Raw genomic sequence first — 15,901 nt, forward strand, 5'->3', positions numbered from 1 at the left:
CTGCCTCACACGAACCGCAGCCTCAGACGAACCGCTGCAGAAGCCCCCAAGTGAACTCGACCACGTACTTTCCCCGCTTCCCGGTGGCGTCCGGCGCGGTGAAGGCGAGGCGCCAGCGGGTGGGGGCGGTGCCCTCCAGGGGGCGGGCGGGGGCGAAGGCGCGCGCCACCTCGTCCACCGTGCACGACCAGGGCCGCAGGTCCTCCACCGTGCGCAGCTCGGGGCCGGGCGCGCCGGGCGCGCGGACCAGCCACTCGTTCCACACGGCCCCGCCGGGCGCCGCCAGCACCTCGAACCGCAGGTCCGGCCAGAGCGGCAGCCGCCACGCCGACGCCTCGAAGGACAGGTCGCCGACGCGGCGCTCGCCGGTGGCGTCGGGCGGGCCGAGCACCGAGCGGTAGCGCGGGCCGGCCCCGCGCCGCCCCGGGGCCCGCAACATGGCCTGCCAGCGCCGGTTGGCCTCCCGCATCTCCGCCCTGCCGACGCCGAGCTCGTGCAGGGCGTCCTCGACGAGACCGGGCTGGTGGTCGGCCATCCGCCGCAGCAGGACGAGCTGGAAGCCGAGCGGACCGAAGGCGCCACCGGTGCCGGCGGTGCCGGAGGCGCCGGACGAGGGGGCGGGCTCGGATGCGGAGTCGCGCGCTGGGTTCATGGGGGCCATCGTCGCGCACGGGGGGCGGGCGGCGCCGGGCGTCGCCCGTTCACTGGCTAGGGTCTGGCTGAGTGATCACCCGCGTACGGAGGCTTCTCATGACCGGCTCGACGGCGCAGCAAGGCGCCCCCGCCCCGCTGCTGCGGCTGCGCGGGGTCAGCCGCACCTACGGGGACCGGAAGGCGCTGCTCCCGCTCGACCTGGACCTGCAACCCGGCACCTGCACCGCCCTTTTCGGCCACAACGGCTCCGGCAAGTCCACACTGCTGCGGATCGCGTGCGGCCGGGACGAGCCGACGAGCGGCACCGCGCGGTTCGCGGGCCGCAAGATCTCGGAGGACGATCCGGAGGTACGGGCCAGGGTCGCGGTCGTCGGCGACACCGTCGCGACCTACCCGGACCTGACCGTGCGCGAGCACCTCGAACTCGTCACCGTCGCCCATGCCGTGGAGGACGCCGACGCCTGGATCGACGAGGTGCTCGCCGACCGCCGGCTGTCCGGCCACGCGCAGGCGCTGCCCGGCTCGCTCTCCTCCGGCCAGCTCCAGTCCCTGCTGCTGGCCGCCGCCCTCGTGCGCCCCCGCGACCTGCTCGTCCTCGACGAGCCCGAGCAGCGGCTCGACCCGGACGCCCGGGTCCGCCTCGCGGAGCTGCTGAACGGCGAGAAGCGCGACGGCGTGGCCGTCCTGCTGGCGACGCACCAGGCCGAACTCGCGGAGACCGTGGCGGACCGGATGATCGCCCTGGAGGACGGCCGGGTGATCGCCGAGGGCCCGCCGGCGGAGGTCCTGGGCGAGCTGGGGCTGCGCGGATGAGCCACGACGAGTCCGTACGGGACGAGCTCGGCGAACAGGTGCGGGGCGGGCCCGGCGAGCCGGTGCCGGACGAGCCCGCATGGAGCGAGGAGGAGGACGACCGCACCGCCGAGACGCTGCGCTGGCTGCGGGAGAAGCGCAAGGGCCACCGCCGCCAGAAGGGCCGCGACATCGCGGTCTACGTCTACTCCGTCGTGCTCCTCGGCGCAGGCTACGGCGGCGGGTACGCCGTCTACTTCCTGCGCCGGCTCCGGCTCGGCGCGGACTACAGCGACGTCGGCGCGCACGTCCAGGCCGTGCTGCCGGCCTTCTTCACGCTCCTGACCGCCGCCCTGGTCCTGCTCGCCGCGCGCGACGCCCTGTGGCGCGGCCCCGTCGTCGTCCCCGCCCCCTCGGTCGGCTGGCTGCTCGCGCAGCCCGTGCGCAGGGCCGTCGTCCTGCGCCCCTGGTTCTGGCTGTCGGCCGGGGTGTCGGTCGCCACCGCCCTGGTGGCCGCGGTCGCCGCGGCCGTCGTCCTGCGCGTCCTGGGCCTGGCCTCGCCGGGCGGCGCCCTGCTCGCGCTGCTCCCGGCGGCGGTGTGCCTGCCGCTGCTGGCCGTCGCGGCGGGCATGGCGGTGGAGCACCGGGCCGGGCTCGCGCACCTCGTCCGCCGCTTCTCGCCCCTGGCCGTGGTCGTGCTGATGCTGCTCGCCGGGCAGACCGCGGCCGCCGCGTCCGGGCACCGGAGCGCGGTGCTGGAGCAGGTGGAGCTGTGGTCCGGGCCCTGGGGCTGGGCCGCCCAGCCCGTCGTCTCCGTCACCGGAGGCCACGCCGCCGGCTGGCCGGCCGCGGTCGTCCTGCTGGTGCTCCTGACGGCCGCCGGCCTGGTACAGGGGCACCGGGACGCCGCGCTCGTGCCCACGGCGCAGCTGCGGCGGCGGGCGGCGACCGCGCAGACCGTGTCGTCGGTGATGTACTCGGCGGAGCTGCGGGCCGCCAAGCTCGCCCTGATGGACGCGGCCGCCGCCGGCCCCGGCGCCGGCCGCGTGCGCGGCGTCCGGCTGCCGCGCCCGCGCAGCAAGTACCTCGTGGTGGTCTGGCGGGACCTGCTGTCCCTGCTGCGGACGCCCGCCCGCGTGGGGAAGGCCCTGATGTGGCTGGCCTGCGCCACGGCGGTGGCCGCCCTGGGCCTGCAGTTCGACGGCGGCGCCCGCTTCACCGGCCTCGCCGCCGCCCTGCTGCTCGGCTACTTCGCCGTGGGCGTCCTCGCCGAGCCGGCCCGGCTGGAGACGGACGACGTGCGGCGCGCGGCCTGGTCCCCCTTCCGCTTCCGTACGCTCATGCTCCAGCACGCGGTGGTGCCGGCGGTGCTGGGCGCCCTGCTGGCGCTGCTCGCGGCGGTGCCCTTCGCGGTGGCGGGGGCGCCGTGGGCGCTGGTGCTGATGCCGGTGTGCGCGGTGCCGTTCGCCGCGGCGGCGGTCTTCTCGGCGAGCCGCGGACCGGCCCGTACGGACATGTTGTTCTCCGGTGTGAGCTCGCCGATGGGCGACCCCGGGGTGTTCCGCTTCTTCGCCTGGTATGCGGCGGGGCCGCTGGTGTCGGTGGGCGGGCTCGGGATCGTCCTCCACGGGGTGCTGCGGCGTGCGGTGCCGGATGCGGGTGCCGTGGGCGTTGCGGCCGGTGCGGCGGCGGTGCTGACGACCGGACTGCTGTTCTTCGCCGCACGGTCCGCCGACCGGCTCGTACGGCCCGGGAGTTGACGCTCTTCGCGCTGGTCACGCCCGGCTCGCGAGCACGGGCGCATTCACCTGAACGAGTGATTCCGTCTGGGGGTTGACGCGAGCACACTCTCGGCACAGGACGGCGCGCGCCCTCCACCCGGCCCCCGGCTGCCCTTCTGCCGGGACGCCTGCACAGCGAAGGAGGACCGCATGTTTCCCACCACCCCCCGCCGACTGACGGCCGGCGCGGCCGCACTCGCCGGAGCGCTCGCGCTCGGGCTCGGCACGTTCGGCAGCACGGCCGCGTCGGCCCAGCAGCTTCCGGCACTCGTCCGCTGCACCGGCGGCAGCTTCACCATGGACGTCAACGACGCGGCGACCGGCCTCGGCACGCTCACCGACTGCAGCGCCCCCGGGCACCCGGGGCTGACCTCGGGCGTCATCACCATGTCGGGCCTGGGCACCATCAGCGACACTCTGGTGACGACCACGACCACCGACAAGATCACCTGGAACACGGGCGAAGTGACCAACCTGACGGAGGTCCGGGAGTTCGTGCCGACCCTGGGGAACAGGGTGCGTGAAGCCGGGACGGGCGACAGCATCAGCGGACTCTTCCACCCCTCCAACGAGGAGGAGTTCGGACGCGGGACCCAGTCGGTCAACCACGCCCACCACTACAACATCAACAATGGGCTCACGGTGGCCCTCTTCGACGGCGCCCTGTAGACCGGGCGACCCGAAAGGCGCCCCGTCCCGGCCCGCACGGCCGGGACGGGGCGCCGTCACGCCCCCGTGACGCCGTCCACCCGCTCCCGCACCAGGTCCGCGTGCCCGTTGTGGCGCGCGTACTCGCCGATGAGGTGGAGGAGGACGAAGCGCAGCGAGCACGTCTCGCCGCCGGTCGTGAACGTGTCGTCCAGGGACGCCTCCGCCACCACCGCGTCGGCCAGGCGCTGCTCCTCCAGCAGGCACGCGTAGTCCTCGGCGGCGCGGGCCGGATCCGCCTCCCCGAAGTCGGCGTCCCCGTTCCCCTCCGTGCCGTGCAGCCGGGGCACGTCCTGGCCGGCGAACCGCTCGCGGAACCAGATGCGCTCGACCTTCGCCATGTGCCGGATCAGGCCCAGCAGCGACAGGTCCGACGGCGGCACGGACCGCTCGGCCAGCTGCTCACCGGTCAGCCCCGCGCACTTGTGCAGCAGGGTGCTGCGGTGCCAGGCGAGGAGGCCGGTGAGCAGGGTGCGTTCGCCGGCCGCGAGTGATCCGCCGGCCCGGGTGACCCCCGGTGCTGTCCATGTCATTCCGCGATCATGCCGGTGTCCGTACGGCCGCGCGAGCCCTTTCCCCGGCCGCCCCGCCCTCGCCGGCGCCACGGCCGTCAGCCGGGCGACCCCTCTTCCGGCTGGAGGACGACGAAGTCCGCCCCCGCGAGGTCCAGGCAGACCGCCAGGCGGCCGACGCCCTGTGCGGTTTCCGGGCCCATCCGGACCGTGCCGCCTCCCTCGGTGACCTTCGCGACCGTCGCGTCGCAGTCGTCGGAGCCGAAGACCGGGTGCCAGTAGGGGCGGCCGCGGTTCAGGGCGAGGTGTTCGGCCGGGAGCTCCATGAGGCCGCCCTGCGTCCGCTCCTTGCCCCGGCCCGCCGGTGTGATCAGGGAGTACGTGCCTCCGCCGCCCGGCAGGGGAACGTCCTCCGTGGCCCAGCCGAAGACCGTGCCGTAGAACTGCTTCGCCGCCGCCGCGTCGGTGGTGTAGAGCTCGGTCCAGGACAGGGTGCCCGCCCGGTCGGCCGTCTCCAGGCCCTTGTACGTCCCGGGCTGGAAGACGGCGAACTGACCGCCCTGGGGGTCGGTGAACTGGGCCGCCCGGCCCTCGCCCGAGCCGGGGCCCATCGGCGGGACCCGCACCGTGCCGCCCGCGCGCTGCACGGACGCGGCCGTCGCGTCCGCGTCCGCGGTCCTGAAGTAGATCATCCAGGCGGACCGGGCGCCCTCCTCGGTGAGCGGACCCATCCCGGCCACGGTCTTGCCGTCCAGCTGGAAGATGCCGTAGCCGCCGGTCTCGGGGCCGTGGGGCTGGAACTCCCAGCCGAACACCGAGCCGTAGAAGCGCGCGGCGGCCGCGGTGTCGGGCGCACCGAGGTCGAGCCAGGAGGGGGAGCCGGGGACGGAGTCAGTGGTGATCATGGAAGCGATCTCCCTTCGCGGATCCTCTGCGAAGCCAGCCTGACACCCGGCACTGACAATCGCCCGTAGGGGCAGGTCCGGGGCGCGTCCCCCCGGCCCGCTCGCCGCGCGCCCCTCAGTCCCCGCTCTCCTGCTGCGCCCGCAGCCCGACCCCCAGGATCCCCTCCCAGTCCGTCAGTTCCTCCACGAGCGGGAACGCCGGCCCCTTCCCCTCCAGGCTCAGCACCACCCCCGCCTCCTTGGCCTTGCCCTTCTCCCGCCCGTCCGCCGCCGCCTGCTCCGGCTCGATGTGCACGTCCGTGACCCGGAAGCCGCGCTTCGTGCACAGCTCCAGCACGCGCCCCAGGAGCCCCCTGCGGGTGCGGTACGACAGGTGCAGCTCGACCCGGTCGCCGGGCACGAGCGCCATGCGCCGGGTGATCACGGGGTAGCCGCGCACCACCAGGAAGTGCACCAGGGTCGCGGCGGCGCCGAGCAGCGGCAGGCCGCCGCCGCAGGCCATGCCCAGGGCGCAGGTCAGCCAGATCGTGGCCGCCGTCGTCAGGCCGCGCACCGCGTCGCGGCGCACGAAGATCAGGCCGCCGCCGATGAAGCCGATGCCGGAGACGATCTGGGCCGCCACCCGCGAGGGGTCCTGCCGGGCGCCGACGAGCGCGGACACCGCGCCGAACCCGTGGATCGAGACCTCCATGAACAGGGCGCTGCCCACCCCGACGAGGGTGTGGGTGCGCAGTCCGGCGCTCTTCTGCTGCAGCTCGCGCTCCAGGCCGATGAGCGAGGAGAGCAGCAGGGCGAGGCCCAGCTCGGTGAACTGCCGCACGCCTTGACCGCTGCCGGGATCGAAGAGAGGGGCCGCTAAGTGCTGAGCTATGTTCATTGCGTCATTGTGGCTTGAACTCGACTGTCGTAAAAGGGAGTTGACGACCCCTCTATCGCGCGGCGGGACGCAGTGGATAGCTTCCGCCTCATGCATCCCTCCAGACTCGGCGGAACAGCCCTCGCTGCCGCCCTCCTCGCCGCCGGCGCCTCCGCTCCCACGGCCGCCGCTGCCGCCCCCGCGCCCCGGCCGTCCCTCACCGCCGAGGAGCAGCGGCTCGGCGGCCCCGTACCGCAGGAGATCCTGCGGCGCGGCGGCTTCGCCGACGCGGCTCCGGGCTTCGCCGCCGCCCTGGGCCGCACCCGCACGCTCCCGCAGGCGCAGAGCCTCGCGACGGCCGAGGGCCGGCGGCTGTGGCGGCGCGCCGTGGACCGGGCGCAGGGCCGCGGGCCGGGCCCGGAGCGCGCCGGGGACCTGAGCCGCGACGACGACCGCCCGCTGTACTGGGCGCGGCTCGGCATGACCCGCGCCCTGCAGGAATGGAAGCCCGCCTTCCGGCTGTCCGGGGCGCAGCGCGCCGAGCTCACCGGCCGCGTCGAACGCTCCTCGCGCGGCCAGGACTCCCTCGACCTCCCGGCGGGCACTCAGGTCAAGCGCGTCATCGTCACCGGCTTCGACCCCTTCCAGCTCGACGCGGACCCCCGCCGCTCCAACCCCTCCGGCGCGGGCGCCCTCGCCCTGGACGGCACGACCGTCGACACCCCGGCCGGCCCGGCGCGCATCGAGGCCGCCGTCTTCCCCGTGCGCTGGGCGGACTTCGCCGACGGCACGGTGGAGCGCACGCTGCTGCCGCACTTCCGGCCGGGCCCCCGCCGCGTGGACCTCTTCACCACGATCAGCCAGGGCCGGCCCGGCCGCTTCGACGTCGAACGCACCAACGGGGCCTGGCGCGGCGGCTCCCCCGACAACGCGAACGCCTCCCGCACGGAGACCGTGCCCGTACCGCCTGACGTGCCGACCGTCCGCCCGCAGCCGCAGTGGACGTCGACGAGCCTCCCGTACGCCGCGATGACGGCCGCCACGACGGGGCCGTTCCCCGTGCACGACAACACCGAGGTCACCGAGATACCCGCGGGCGCCACCGAACCGGTCGACCGGCCGGACGGCCCGACCCCGGGCTCGACCGCCCGCGCGGGCGGCGGGGGCGACTACCTCTCCAACGAGATCGCCTACCGGGCGACCCTGCTGCGCGACGCCGTGCGCCTGCCCGTCCCCGGCGGGCACCTGCACACCCCGGTGCTGCGGTTCGGCCCGGGCAACACCGATCCCGCGACCGGCACGGTCACCGACCCCGAGTTCGTACGGAACCGGCTCGCGATCACCGACCAGGTGCGGTCGCTCACAGTCGTGGCCCTCGCGCACGCCCGGACGCCATGATGGGCGGATGATCATCGCAGCAGCACAGTTCACCGCCCGGCCGTGCGACGTCGGGGCGAACGCCGCCCGGATGGCCGCCTTCGTCACCGAGGCGGGGGAGCGCGGCGCCGCGCTCGTGGTCTTCGCCGAACTCGCCGTCACCGGCTACGAACTGGACGCGATCGTCGCGGGCGGGGACCGGCTGCTCCTGGACCCCGACGACCCGCGGCTCGCCCCCGTACGGGACGCGTGCCGGACCGCGGGCGTCGCCGCCGTCGTCAACGCCCCCGGGCGGGCCGCCGCCGGAGGCCCCACCATCAGCAGCTTCGTCTACGGTCCGGACGGGGCGCTGCTCACCCGCTACGACAAGGTGCACGTGACGGACACGGAGCGCGCCGCGGGCTTCGTGCCGGGGACGGGGGAGGGCCGGTTCACGCTGGACGGCGTCGGCTTCGGGCACGTCATCTGCTACGACGCCCACTTCCCGGAGTGCGCGGCCCGTGCCGCCGAGGACGGGTGCGGCGTGCTGCTCGCCAGCTCGCTGTACGGGCGGGGCGGCGGTGCGCGGGAGCGGATGGAGATCTTCCCGGCGCTCGCGAAGGACAACGGCCTCCACGTGCTGCTGGCCAACCACTACGGCCCCTCGGGCCCCTACGACGCCTGCGGCCTCAGCGCGGTGTGGGCGCCGGACGGCGGCGTCCTCGCGGAGGGCCCGGACGCGGGGGAGGGGCTGGTGACGGCGGAGCTGTCCCTCAGCTGAGGCGTCCCTCATCCGAGGCGTCTCTCAGCTGAGGGCGCCTTCGCCCGCCGCTTCGGGCTCGGCTCCGGCCGGGCCCTCCTCGCCCATGAGGTCCCGCACGAGCAGGGTCGCGCCCGCCACCGCGCCCGGCATCACGAACACCGCGACGACCGGCACGAGGAAGAGGAGCGCCAGCGGCACGCCGAAGCCCAGCGTGAGCAGCTTGCGGGAGCGCAGCAGCCGCAGCCGCTCGCGCAGCGGCACCCCGCGGCGCTGCAGGGCCACCGCCGTGAGCTCCTCGGCGAGGAAGAAGGCCGAGAAGCAGAGGGCGATCGCGGGGACCACGGTCTGCCCGACGAACGGCACGAACCCGAGGGCGAAGAACAGCACGCCCCAGGCGGCGGCGCGCACGAGCACCGCGAGGCTCTCGCGTGCGGAGATCCACAGCTCCCGCCAGAGCGGCAGCCCGGACTCGGGCGCCTCGCCGCCCACCGAGCGGTCGACCCGCGCGGACAGCTCCTCGTAGAAGGGCTGTCCGACCAGCAGGGTCACGGCGGTGAAGGAGACGACGGCGAGCAGCAGGCCGCCGCCGAAGAGGATCCCCGTCAGCGCGCCCCGGAACAGGCCGGCCCAGGGGGAGGCCCAGTCGTCGGCGAAGGGCGTGGCCCAGGCGACGGCGTCGTCCGCGTACAGGGCCAGGCAGACGACCGCGACCGCGTAGCCGACGAGCGTGACGAGCCCGGGCAGCAGCCCGAACCCCCACTGCCGGCGGTTCCGGGCCACCCAGCGCTGGCCCTTGCCGAGGTACGTCATTCCCGCCATGAGATCTCGCATGGCGGGAAGGCTATCCGGAGGGCCGCCGGCCTCAGAACGTGACGATCATCTTTCCGGTGTTCTCGCCCCGCAGCATGCCCAGGAACGCGTCCACCGCGTTCTCCACGCCGTTCACGACCGTCTCGCGGTACTTGAGCTCGCCGGAGCGCACCCAGCCGCCGACCTCCTCCACGAACTGCGGCTGCAGCGCCTGGTGGTCCCGGACGATCATGCCCTGCAGGCGCAGGCGCTTGCCGATGATCGCGACCATGTTGCGCGGCCCCGGCTGCGGCTCGGTGTCGTTGTAACCGGCGATCGCGCCGCAGAGCGTGGCACGGCCGTGCAGCTTCAGCGCGCCGATCGCGGCCTCCAGGTGGTCGCCGCCGACGTTGTCGAAGTAGACGTCGATGCCCTCGGGCGCGGCCTCCTTCAGCTGCTGGGCGACCGGGCCCTTCTTGTAGTTGAAGGCGGCGTCGAAGCCGTACTCCTCGACCAGCGCCTTGACCTTCTCGTCCGTGCCCGCGCTGCCGATGACGCGCGAGGCGCCCTTGAGCCGGGCGATCTGGCCGACCTGCAGGCCGACCGCGCCCGCGGCGCCGGAGACGAAGACGGCGTCGCCCTCCTTGAAGGAGGCGACCTCCAGCAGGCCCGCGTAGGCGGTCAGACCCGGCATGCCGAGCACGCCGAGGTAGGCGGACAGGGGCGCGAGCTCCGGGTCGACCTTCACCGCGTGCTCCGCGCCGACCAGGGCGTACTCGCGCCAGCCGAAGGGGTGCAGGACGTGGTCGCCCGGCTTGAACGCGTCGCTGCGCGAGGCGACGACCTCGCCGACCGCACCGCCCTGCATCGGCTGGTCCAGCTCGAAGGGCGGGACGTAGGAGCGGACGTCGTTCATCCGGCCGCGCATGTACGGGTCCACGGACATGTGGATGTTGCGCACCAGGACCTGCCCCTCACCGGGCTCGGCCACGGCGGCCTCGCGCAGCGCGAAGTCCTCCGGCTTCGGCCAGCCGTGCGGGCGGGCGACGAGGTGCCATTCACGGCTGGTGGTGGGCGTTGCGGACATGGAACCCGGCCTCCTAAATGGTTCAGTAACTGAAACAACCATGCGCCTCGATATTTCATGTTGTCAAGCAACGCGGTAGCCTGGGTGTCATGGCCCCCCGAACCGATGCCCTGACCCGTGAGGTCGTCGACCTCATCGCGGCCGTCGTGGCCCGCTATCACGAGGAGTACGAGGAGGCGGCGGCCAAGCACGCGCTCACCGGCGCCCAGGCCAAGGTGCTCCGCCTGCTCGCGAGCGAGCCCATGCCGATGCGGCGGATCGCCCAGCTCCTGAAGTGCGAGCCGTCCAACGTCACCGGCATCGTCGACCGCCTGGAGGCCCGCGGCCTCGTGGAGCGCGGCCCCGATCCGGACGACCGCCGCGTCAAGCTCGCCGCGGCCACCCCGGCGGGCCTGGAGACCGCCGACCGCCTGAGCGAGTCACTGGACTTCGCCCGCGAGCCGCTGGCCGGCCTCTCGGCCGGAGAACGGACGTCCCTGCGGGACCTGCTGCGTCGGGTCCTGGAACCGGGCGCGGGTGCGCCCCGTTAGGGGTGCGATCCGGTCCGGCACCGCCGGTCAGCCCCGCCGTTGCGGCGGAGGCGAGGCGGCTATGCCCCGTAAGGGGCGCGGGGAACGGCGCGACCAGCCACGGACGACCTGCAGTCGGCCGACCGCACACGAGCTCGGGCGGGCATCCGCCGAGGGGCATGGGGTCGGTCCGGCACCGCCGGTCAGCCCCGCTGTGGTGGCCCGCCGTCGCGGCGGAGGAGAGGCGCCGGGCCCCGGCCCAACGGGACGCCCCGGGACGCCCCGGAACCCGGGGCCGTCAGGCCCCTCACGCGGGGAACCGCAAGTCCCCCGCCCGCACCACCGTGCCCAGACGCGGCATGTTCAGCGTCACGGAACCCCGGTGCTCCTCCGCCGTCAGCGCGCTCATCGCGTCCTCCACGAAGACCAGCCCGTAGCCGTGGTCGGCCGCCGCCCTGGCCGTCGACTCCACGCCCAGGTTGGTGACGATCCCGCCGAGGACAAGCGTCCGCACGCCCCGCTCCCGCAGCCGCTCGTCCAGGTCCGTGCCGTGGAACGCTCCCGGCGACCGCTTCACCACCTCGACGTCGCCCTCCTCGGCGACCCCCGCGAGCAGCCCGCCCCCGGGCGGCTGCTCCGCAGGCCCGGGCCGCTCGGTGCGCACCACGGCCACCGTGCCGCCCGACTTCCGGAACGACCGCGCCAGCTCCTCCGCCGTACGGACCACTTCGTCCCCGCTGCGCGGGGCGAGGGGGAGCGCGACGACGCGCTCCATCAGGTCGATGAGGACGAGGGCGGTGGTCCGCGGGTCGATTTCCGTCATGGCCAGACCGTACCGGTCGGGCACGGGCCGCGGGCGGCCTGCGAGCCCCCTCCGGGATGACGATAGGTAAAGCTTGCCCGACGTCCGCGTGGCAGCCCGCGCCCCGCCTTCACCCCCGTCGTGCGCAAGTTGACCCGCCCAGGGGTGAACTTGCTTATGAGTAAGGTCTGTTCATCGGATACCGTGCGGAAGAGCAGGCACGGACGCCTCCGTGTGCGTGCGCGCGGTGCCGGACGTCCGGAGCGAGGGTACGTACGTTCGCGCCGCGCGCGGCCCGCACGGCCCGTGTCTGACCGGGGCGGGGCCACCTGACAGGCCCCGCCCCACCAGTGCTCCCCCCCGTTAGGAGGGGTGCTTCTCGGCCGTGACGGTCCGGTAGGCCAGCGCCGCGAGCTCGCCCTGGCCCTGCTTGCTCGGATGGAACCAGTCCCACTTGCTCAGCGCCTCGCCCGTGAACTCGTAGGCGCTGACCGACCCGTCGAAGCGGCACAGCGCATCGCGGCGGCAGACGTCCTTCAGGGCCGCGTTGTACTCGCCGACCCGCTTCACGACCTGGGCGCGCCGCTCCTCCGCCGCCGGGTCGGCCGACCCGGAGTCCTTGAGCATGGAGGGGCAGATGCCCAGGTTCCAGACGGTCTTGGCGTAGCCGTTCGTGCGCCCCTGGGACCACAGGCGCTGCAGGTCGGGCACGCCGGCGACGTAGAGCTGGGACTTCGGGAGCGCCGTGCGCAGCTCCTTCACCGAGGCCTCGAAGTCCGCGCGGAACGCGCTCACCGGCGTCATGTCGGCCACCTTGTCGCGGCAGGCGTCGTTGGCGCCCAGGAGCACGGTCACCAGCTGCGGCTTCTGCGCGACGGCGGACTGCATCTGACCCGGGAGGTCGGTCATCCGCGCGCCGGTCCGCGCGTAGTTCCAGCTGCTGGTCTGCGGTGAGGCCAGCAGCCTGCGGGCGAGGCTGTCGACCTGGGTGCCGGTGGCCCAGGAGACCTCCGGGCAGTCCTTGAAGACCGAGCAGGCGTCGAATCCGCGGGTGATGGAGTCACCCAGTGAGGCGATCGACGCGGGGCGGGTGTTCCAGGCGGGGGCGGCGGCGGGGCGGGCGCTCGGCTTTCCGGCGGAGGCGTCCTCCTTGCCGGAGTCGCACCCCGTGACGAGGAGGGCCGCCGAAAAGGCGGTGACCGCTGCGACGGCGGCCCTGGCGGCCCCGCGCGCCTTCCGTCCCGTGCTGCGGTGCATCGCTCTTCCCCTCCGGCCGGGTGATATCTGTTCGGGTCCGACGGTACGTCACCGCGGGGGTCCGTTCGCACGGTAGCTTTTCCCCGGGGCGGTCGTGCCGTGCCCCGGGGCGGCTTCGCACTTCCGGCACAACTGAAATACGACACGTCACATCCTGTCCCTTTCAGGAGAAATGCTCCCGATGGTGTTTACTGTTGGTAACCTCGCGAGCTGGTGCGGGAGTGGCCATTGGGGCAGAATCTTGCATGCTGTCCCGGGCGGGACCGGTACGGGTGCGAGGCCGCTGGGGAAGGCGAACCTCGAACCGCACTGGAGGTCCCGGTGACGACACGTGGAGTTCTTTACGTGCACTCCGCGCCGCGCGCGCTGTGCCCGCACGTCGAATGGGCAGTCGCGGGCGTGCTCGGCGTGCGGGTCACCCTCGACTGGATCCGACAACCCGCCTCGCCCGGCACCTGGCGCGCCGAATTCTCCTGGCAGGGGCAGGTCGGCACCGCCTCCAAGCTCGCCTCCGCGCTGCGCGGCTGGCACCTCCTGCGCTTCGAAGTGACCGCCGAGCCGTGCGCCACGGCCGAGGGCGAGCGCTACAGCTCCACCCCCGACCTCGGCATCTTCCACGCCGTCACCGGCATCCACGGCGACATCCTCGTCCCCGAGGACCGGCTGCGCGCCGCCCTCGCCCGCGCCGCCCGCGGCGAGACGGAGCTGGAGGCGGAGGTCGCCAAGCTCCTGGGCAAGCCGTGGGACGACGAACTGGAGCCCTTCCGGTACGCGGGAGAGGGCGCCCCGGTCCGCTGGCTGCACCAGGTCGTCTGAACCGATGGTGGGCTGAACGGATGGTCGTCCGAACGGACGCCCGCGCTTGCCCTGGAGCGGACTCCAGCCCCTAGCGTCGGGGCCATGACCGACACCAGCGCAAGCCCGGCACCGGCCGTCACCGTCCTCGGCACCGGCATCATGGGCGCCGCCATGGCCCGCAACCTCGCGCGCGCGGGCCTCCCCGTCACCGTCTGGAACCGCAGCCGGGCGAAGGCCGAGCCCCTCGCCGCCGACGGCGTGCGCATCGCGGACACCCCCGCCGACGCCGTCCGCACCGCCGACGTCGTCCTGACCATGCTGCGCGACGGCCCGGCCACCCTCGACGCGCTGCGCGCCGCCGCCCCCGCCCTGCGGCCCGGCACGGTCTGGGCCCAGTCGGGCACCGTCGGCCTGGAGGGCTTCGAAGGCCTCGCCGCCCTCGCCCGCGAGCACGGCCTCACCCTCGTCGACGCGCCCGTCCTCGGCACCAAGCAGCCCGCGGAGGAGGGGAAGCTGACCGTGCTGGCCGCCGGGCCGCAGGAGGCGCGGCAGGCCCTGGAGCCGGTCTTCGCCGCCGTCGGCAGCCGCACGATGTGGCTCGGCGACGACGCCGCGGGCGGCACGGCCACCCGGCTCAAGCTCGTCATCAACAGCTGGGTGCTGACCGTCACCCACGGCACGGCCGAAGCGCTCGCCCTCGCCAAGGGCCTCGGCGTCGACCCGGCCGGATTCCTGGACGCCGTCGCCGGCGGCCCCCTGGACATGGGCTACCTGCGCGCCAAGGCCGGCCTGATCCTCGGCGGAGACCTCACCCCCAGCTTCACCACCGCCACGGCGGAGAAGGACGCCCGGCTGATCGTCGCGGCGGGCGAGCGGGCGGGCGTACGGATGGACGTGGCGGCCGCGGGCGCCGAGCGGTTCCGGCGGGCCGCCGAGCAGGGGCACGCCCAGGAGGACATGGCGGCTTCCTACTACGCGTCCTTCGATGCGGTGTGAAGGTCCGATCAAGGGCTGGATAGGGTGATTCATCACCCCATCCGGCTTCCGAAGGACGACGCACGCATGACCATGCCCGGGTATCCCCACGGCCACCCCGGGGCGTACTACCCGCCCTACCCGCCCGCGCACCCCCGCAACGGCATGGGCACCGCGGCGATGATCGTCGGCATCTGCGGCGCGGTCATCGGGCTCGTCCCGTTCCTCTTCTTCCTCTCGGGCCCGCTCGCCCTGGTCGCCCTCGGCCTGGGCACCGTCGGCCTGGTCCTCGTCCGCAGGGGACAGGCCACGAACAAGGGCATGGCCCTGACCGGCACGATCCTGGGCGGGGTGGCCCTGCTCATGGCCGTCGGCGGCCTCCTGTTCACCCTCTTCCTCGTCGACAAGGCCGACGAGGAGAACGACGACCCGTACGAGGACCGCCCGCCGGCGGCCGCGGCGCCCGAGCCCTCGGCCTCGCCCTCCACGGCACCGAAGCCGCTGAAGTTCGGCGAGACGCACACGTACCAGGACGGCGTCGCCATCACCGTCGACAAGCCCGAGCCGTACGAACTGGACCGGATCGCCTTCGGGCACGAGGACGGGGACCTGGCGCTCCGGTTCAAGGTCACCGTCGCCAACGACGGCAAGGAGCCGATCGACCTCCTCGCCCACGTCCCGTACGTGCGCGACGCCACCGGCAAGAGGGCCTCGGAGATCTTCGACGGCCGCGGCGCGACGAAGCCCTTCACGGGCAAGCTGCTGCCCGGCAAGCGCGCGGAGACCACGTTCACGTACTCGGTCCGCCCGGACGGCGCGAAGGAGCTCCAGGTGGAGACCGGCGCGAACAACGACCGCCCGGACCGGATGTGGGTCGGGCCGGGCCGGTAGTCCGGCCCGGCCGGGTCGCGCGAGACCGTACGGCTACTTGTGGATCGTCACGCAGGCGACGTCGATGCCCTCGATCGAGCCGCACACCTTGTTGCCGTTGTTCATCTGCCGGTTGTAGTCGAACCGCCAGGACTGGCCCTTCTTGAGCCGGGGGCCCGTGTGCGTGGCGCCGTCCCAGTTGCTGGAGATCATTCCGCGGCCGACCGTGCTGCCCTTCTTGTTGGTCACCACCGCGTAGGAGACCGTCAGGCCCTTGCCGTTGACGTAGATGCAGGTCGTGCCGTGGCAGCCGGTCGCGCTGAGGATGCCGGCCCCGCCGCTGTCGGCGGCGGCGACGCCCGCCGGTGCCACGGCCATGGTGAGCCCGGCCACGCCTGCGGCCAGCGCGAGCCCGGCCTTCTGGACCTTGTTCATGGTTTCTCCCCGTCGAGTGCGGTGCACGCCCCGCGCCGGACGTTCGGCGAAC

At 74.1% G+C, this 15,901-nt stretch carries 18 protein-coding genes; 9 read left to right on the plus strand and 9 right to left on the minus strand.

Annotation, left to right across the window (positions count from 1 at the left end; translation table 11 throughout):
• Nucleotides 1-22: 22 nt before the first annotated feature.
• Nucleotides 23-652 (minus strand): hypothetical protein, encoded by a 630-nt coding sequence (locus ACOTKD_RS04870; protein ID WP_424887605.1) that lies wholly within the window; start codon nucleotides 650-652, stop codon nucleotides 23-25.
• Nucleotides 653-750: 98 nt separating this feature from the next.
• On the opposite strand from ACOTKD_RS04870, the gene ACOTKD_RS04875 reads away from it, so the two are divergent.
• The 3 genes from ACOTKD_RS04875 to ACOTKD_RS04885 all read left to right on the plus strand — a co-directional run bounded on the left by ACOTKD_RS04875 (nucleotide 751) and on the right by ACOTKD_RS04885 (nucleotide 3,896).
• Nucleotides 751-1,467 carry an ATP-binding cassette domain-containing protein gene (locus tag ACOTKD_RS04875; protein ID WP_424887606.1) on the plus strand — a complete coding sequence of 239 codons (717 nt, stop codon included), beginning with the start codon at nucleotides 751-753 and terminating at the stop codon, nucleotides 1,465-1,467.
• Nucleotides 1,464-3,206, plus strand: coding sequence for a hypothetical protein (locus ACOTKD_RS04880; RefSeq protein WP_424887607.1), 1,743 nt, complete (start codon nucleotides 1,464-1,466; stop codon nucleotides 3,204-3,206). Before ACOTKD_RS04875 ends, ACOTKD_RS04880 begins: the two co-directional genes overlap by 4 nt.
• Before the next feature lie 171 nt (nucleotides 3,207-3,377).
• A complete protein-coding gene (locus ACOTKD_RS04885) occupies nucleotides 3,378-3,896 on the plus strand; it encodes a hypothetical protein (RefSeq protein WP_424887608.1) in 519 nt (172 codons plus the stop codon).
• Between the two features lie 56 nt (nucleotides 3,897-3,952).
• Here ACOTKD_RS04885 and ACOTKD_RS04890 read toward each other — a convergent pair whose 3' ends face one another.
• From ACOTKD_RS04890 to ACOTKD_RS04900, 3 genes are all read right to left on the minus strand, one after another.
• Nucleotides 3,953-4,468: a DinB family protein gene (locus ACOTKD_RS04890; protein WP_424887609.1), complete on the minus strand. Its 516-nt coding sequence runs from the start codon at nucleotides 4,466-4,468 to the stop codon at nucleotides 3,953-3,955.
• Between the two features lie 77 nt (nucleotides 4,469-4,545).
• On the minus strand, nucleotides 4,546-5,352 hold the full coding sequence (locus ACOTKD_RS04895; protein ID WP_424887610.1) for a VOC family protein: 807 nt from the start codon (nucleotides 5,350-5,352) through the stop codon (nucleotides 4,546-4,548).
• 115 nt (nucleotides 5,353-5,467) lie between these two features.
• Entirely contained in the window at nucleotides 5,468-6,229 is a 762-nt protein-coding gene (locus ACOTKD_RS04900; RefSeq protein ID WP_424887611.1) for an MgtC/SapB family protein, read from the minus strand.
• Nucleotides 6,230-6,319: 90 nt separating this feature from the next.
• Here ACOTKD_RS04900 and ACOTKD_RS04905 point away from each other — a divergent pair, with 90 nt between their 5' ends.
• On the plus strand, nucleotides 6,320-7,606 hold the full coding sequence (locus ACOTKD_RS04905; RefSeq protein ID WP_424887612.1) for a pyroglutamyl peptidase: 1,287 nt from the start codon (nucleotides 6,320-6,322) through the stop codon (nucleotides 7,604-7,606).
• Nucleotides 7,607-7,613: 7 nt separating this feature from the next.
• Nucleotides 7,614-8,345, plus strand: coding sequence for a carbon-nitrogen hydrolase family protein (locus ACOTKD_RS04910; protein ID WP_424887613.1), 732 nt, complete (start codon nucleotides 7,614-7,616; stop codon nucleotides 8,343-8,345).
• A 24-nt stretch (nucleotides 8,346-8,369) separates the two neighbouring features.
• Here ACOTKD_RS04910 and ACOTKD_RS04915 read toward each other — a convergent pair whose 3' ends face one another.
• Together ACOTKD_RS04915 and ACOTKD_RS04920 are read right to left on the minus strand one after the other, a co-directional pair.
• Nucleotides 8,370-9,158, minus strand: coding sequence for an EI24 domain-containing protein (locus ACOTKD_RS04915; RefSeq protein WP_424887614.1), 789 nt, complete (start codon nucleotides 9,156-9,158; stop codon nucleotides 8,370-8,372).
• 31 nt (nucleotides 9,159-9,189) lie between these two features.
• Complete coding sequence (locus tag ACOTKD_RS04920; protein WP_424887615.1) at nucleotides 9,190-10,203, minus strand: NADP-dependent oxidoreductase; 1,014 nt, start codon at nucleotides 10,201-10,203, stop codon at nucleotides 9,190-9,192.
• Nucleotides 10,204-10,292: 89 nt separating this feature from the next.
• On the opposite strand from ACOTKD_RS04920, the gene ACOTKD_RS04925 reads away from it, so the two are divergent.
• Nucleotides 10,293-10,733, plus strand: coding sequence for a MarR family winged helix-turn-helix transcriptional regulator (locus tag ACOTKD_RS04925; RefSeq protein WP_424887616.1), 441 nt, complete (start codon nucleotides 10,293-10,295; stop codon nucleotides 10,731-10,733).
• A gap of 286 nt (nucleotides 10,734-11,019) precedes the next feature.
• Here the strand turns inward: ACOTKD_RS04925 and ACOTKD_RS04930 are convergent, their stop codons facing one another.
• Together ACOTKD_RS04930 and ACOTKD_RS04935 are read right to left on the minus strand one after the other, a co-directional pair.
• The gene (locus ACOTKD_RS04930) at nucleotides 11,020-11,535 is read right to left on the minus strand and encodes an isochorismatase family protein (protein WP_424887617.1); all 516 of its coding nucleotides are present in this window, start codon (nucleotides 11,533-11,535) and stop codon (nucleotides 11,020-11,022) included.
• A 342-nt stretch (nucleotides 11,536-11,877) separates the two neighbouring features.
• Nucleotides 11,878-12,771, minus strand: a complete 894-nt coding sequence (locus ACOTKD_RS04935; protein WP_424887618.1) for an SGNH/GDSL hydrolase family protein — start codon at nucleotides 12,769-12,771, stop codon at nucleotides 11,878-11,880.
• 321 nt (nucleotides 12,772-13,092) lie between these two features.
• Between ACOTKD_RS04935 and ACOTKD_RS04940 the strand changes: the two genes are divergently transcribed.
• From ACOTKD_RS04940 to ACOTKD_RS04950, 3 genes are all read left to right on the plus strand, one after another.
• Complete coding sequence (locus ACOTKD_RS04940) at nucleotides 13,093-13,587, plus strand: DUF3145 domain-containing protein (protein ID WP_058044575.1); 495 nt, start codon at nucleotides 13,093-13,095, stop codon at nucleotides 13,585-13,587.
• An 84-nt stretch (nucleotides 13,588-13,671) separates the two neighbouring features.
• Complete coding sequence (locus ACOTKD_RS04945; RefSeq protein ID WP_424887619.1) at nucleotides 13,672-14,565, plus strand: NAD(P)-dependent oxidoreductase; 894 nt, start codon at nucleotides 13,672-13,674, stop codon at nucleotides 14,563-14,565.
• Between the two features lie 66 nt (nucleotides 14,566-14,631).
• Entirely contained in the window at nucleotides 14,632-15,435 is an 804-nt protein-coding gene (locus ACOTKD_RS04950) for a DUF4190 domain-containing protein (RefSeq protein ID WP_424887620.1), read from the plus strand.
• 33 nt (nucleotides 15,436-15,468) lie between these two features.
• On the opposite strand, the gene ACOTKD_RS04955 is transcribed toward ACOTKD_RS04950, so the two are convergent.
• Nucleotides 15,469-15,849: a hypothetical protein gene (locus ACOTKD_RS04955; protein WP_424887621.1), complete on the minus strand. Its 381-nt coding sequence runs from the start codon at nucleotides 15,847-15,849 to the stop codon at nucleotides 15,469-15,471.
• Between the last annotated feature and the right edge of the window lie 52 nt (nucleotides 15,850-15,901).

The sequence above is a fragment of the Streptomyces sp. XH2 genome (assembly GCF_049725035.1).
In the GTDB taxonomy this organism is placed as follows: domain Bacteria; phylum Actinomycetota; class Actinomycetes; order Streptomycetales; family Streptomycetaceae; genus Streptomyces; species Streptomyces roseoverticillatus.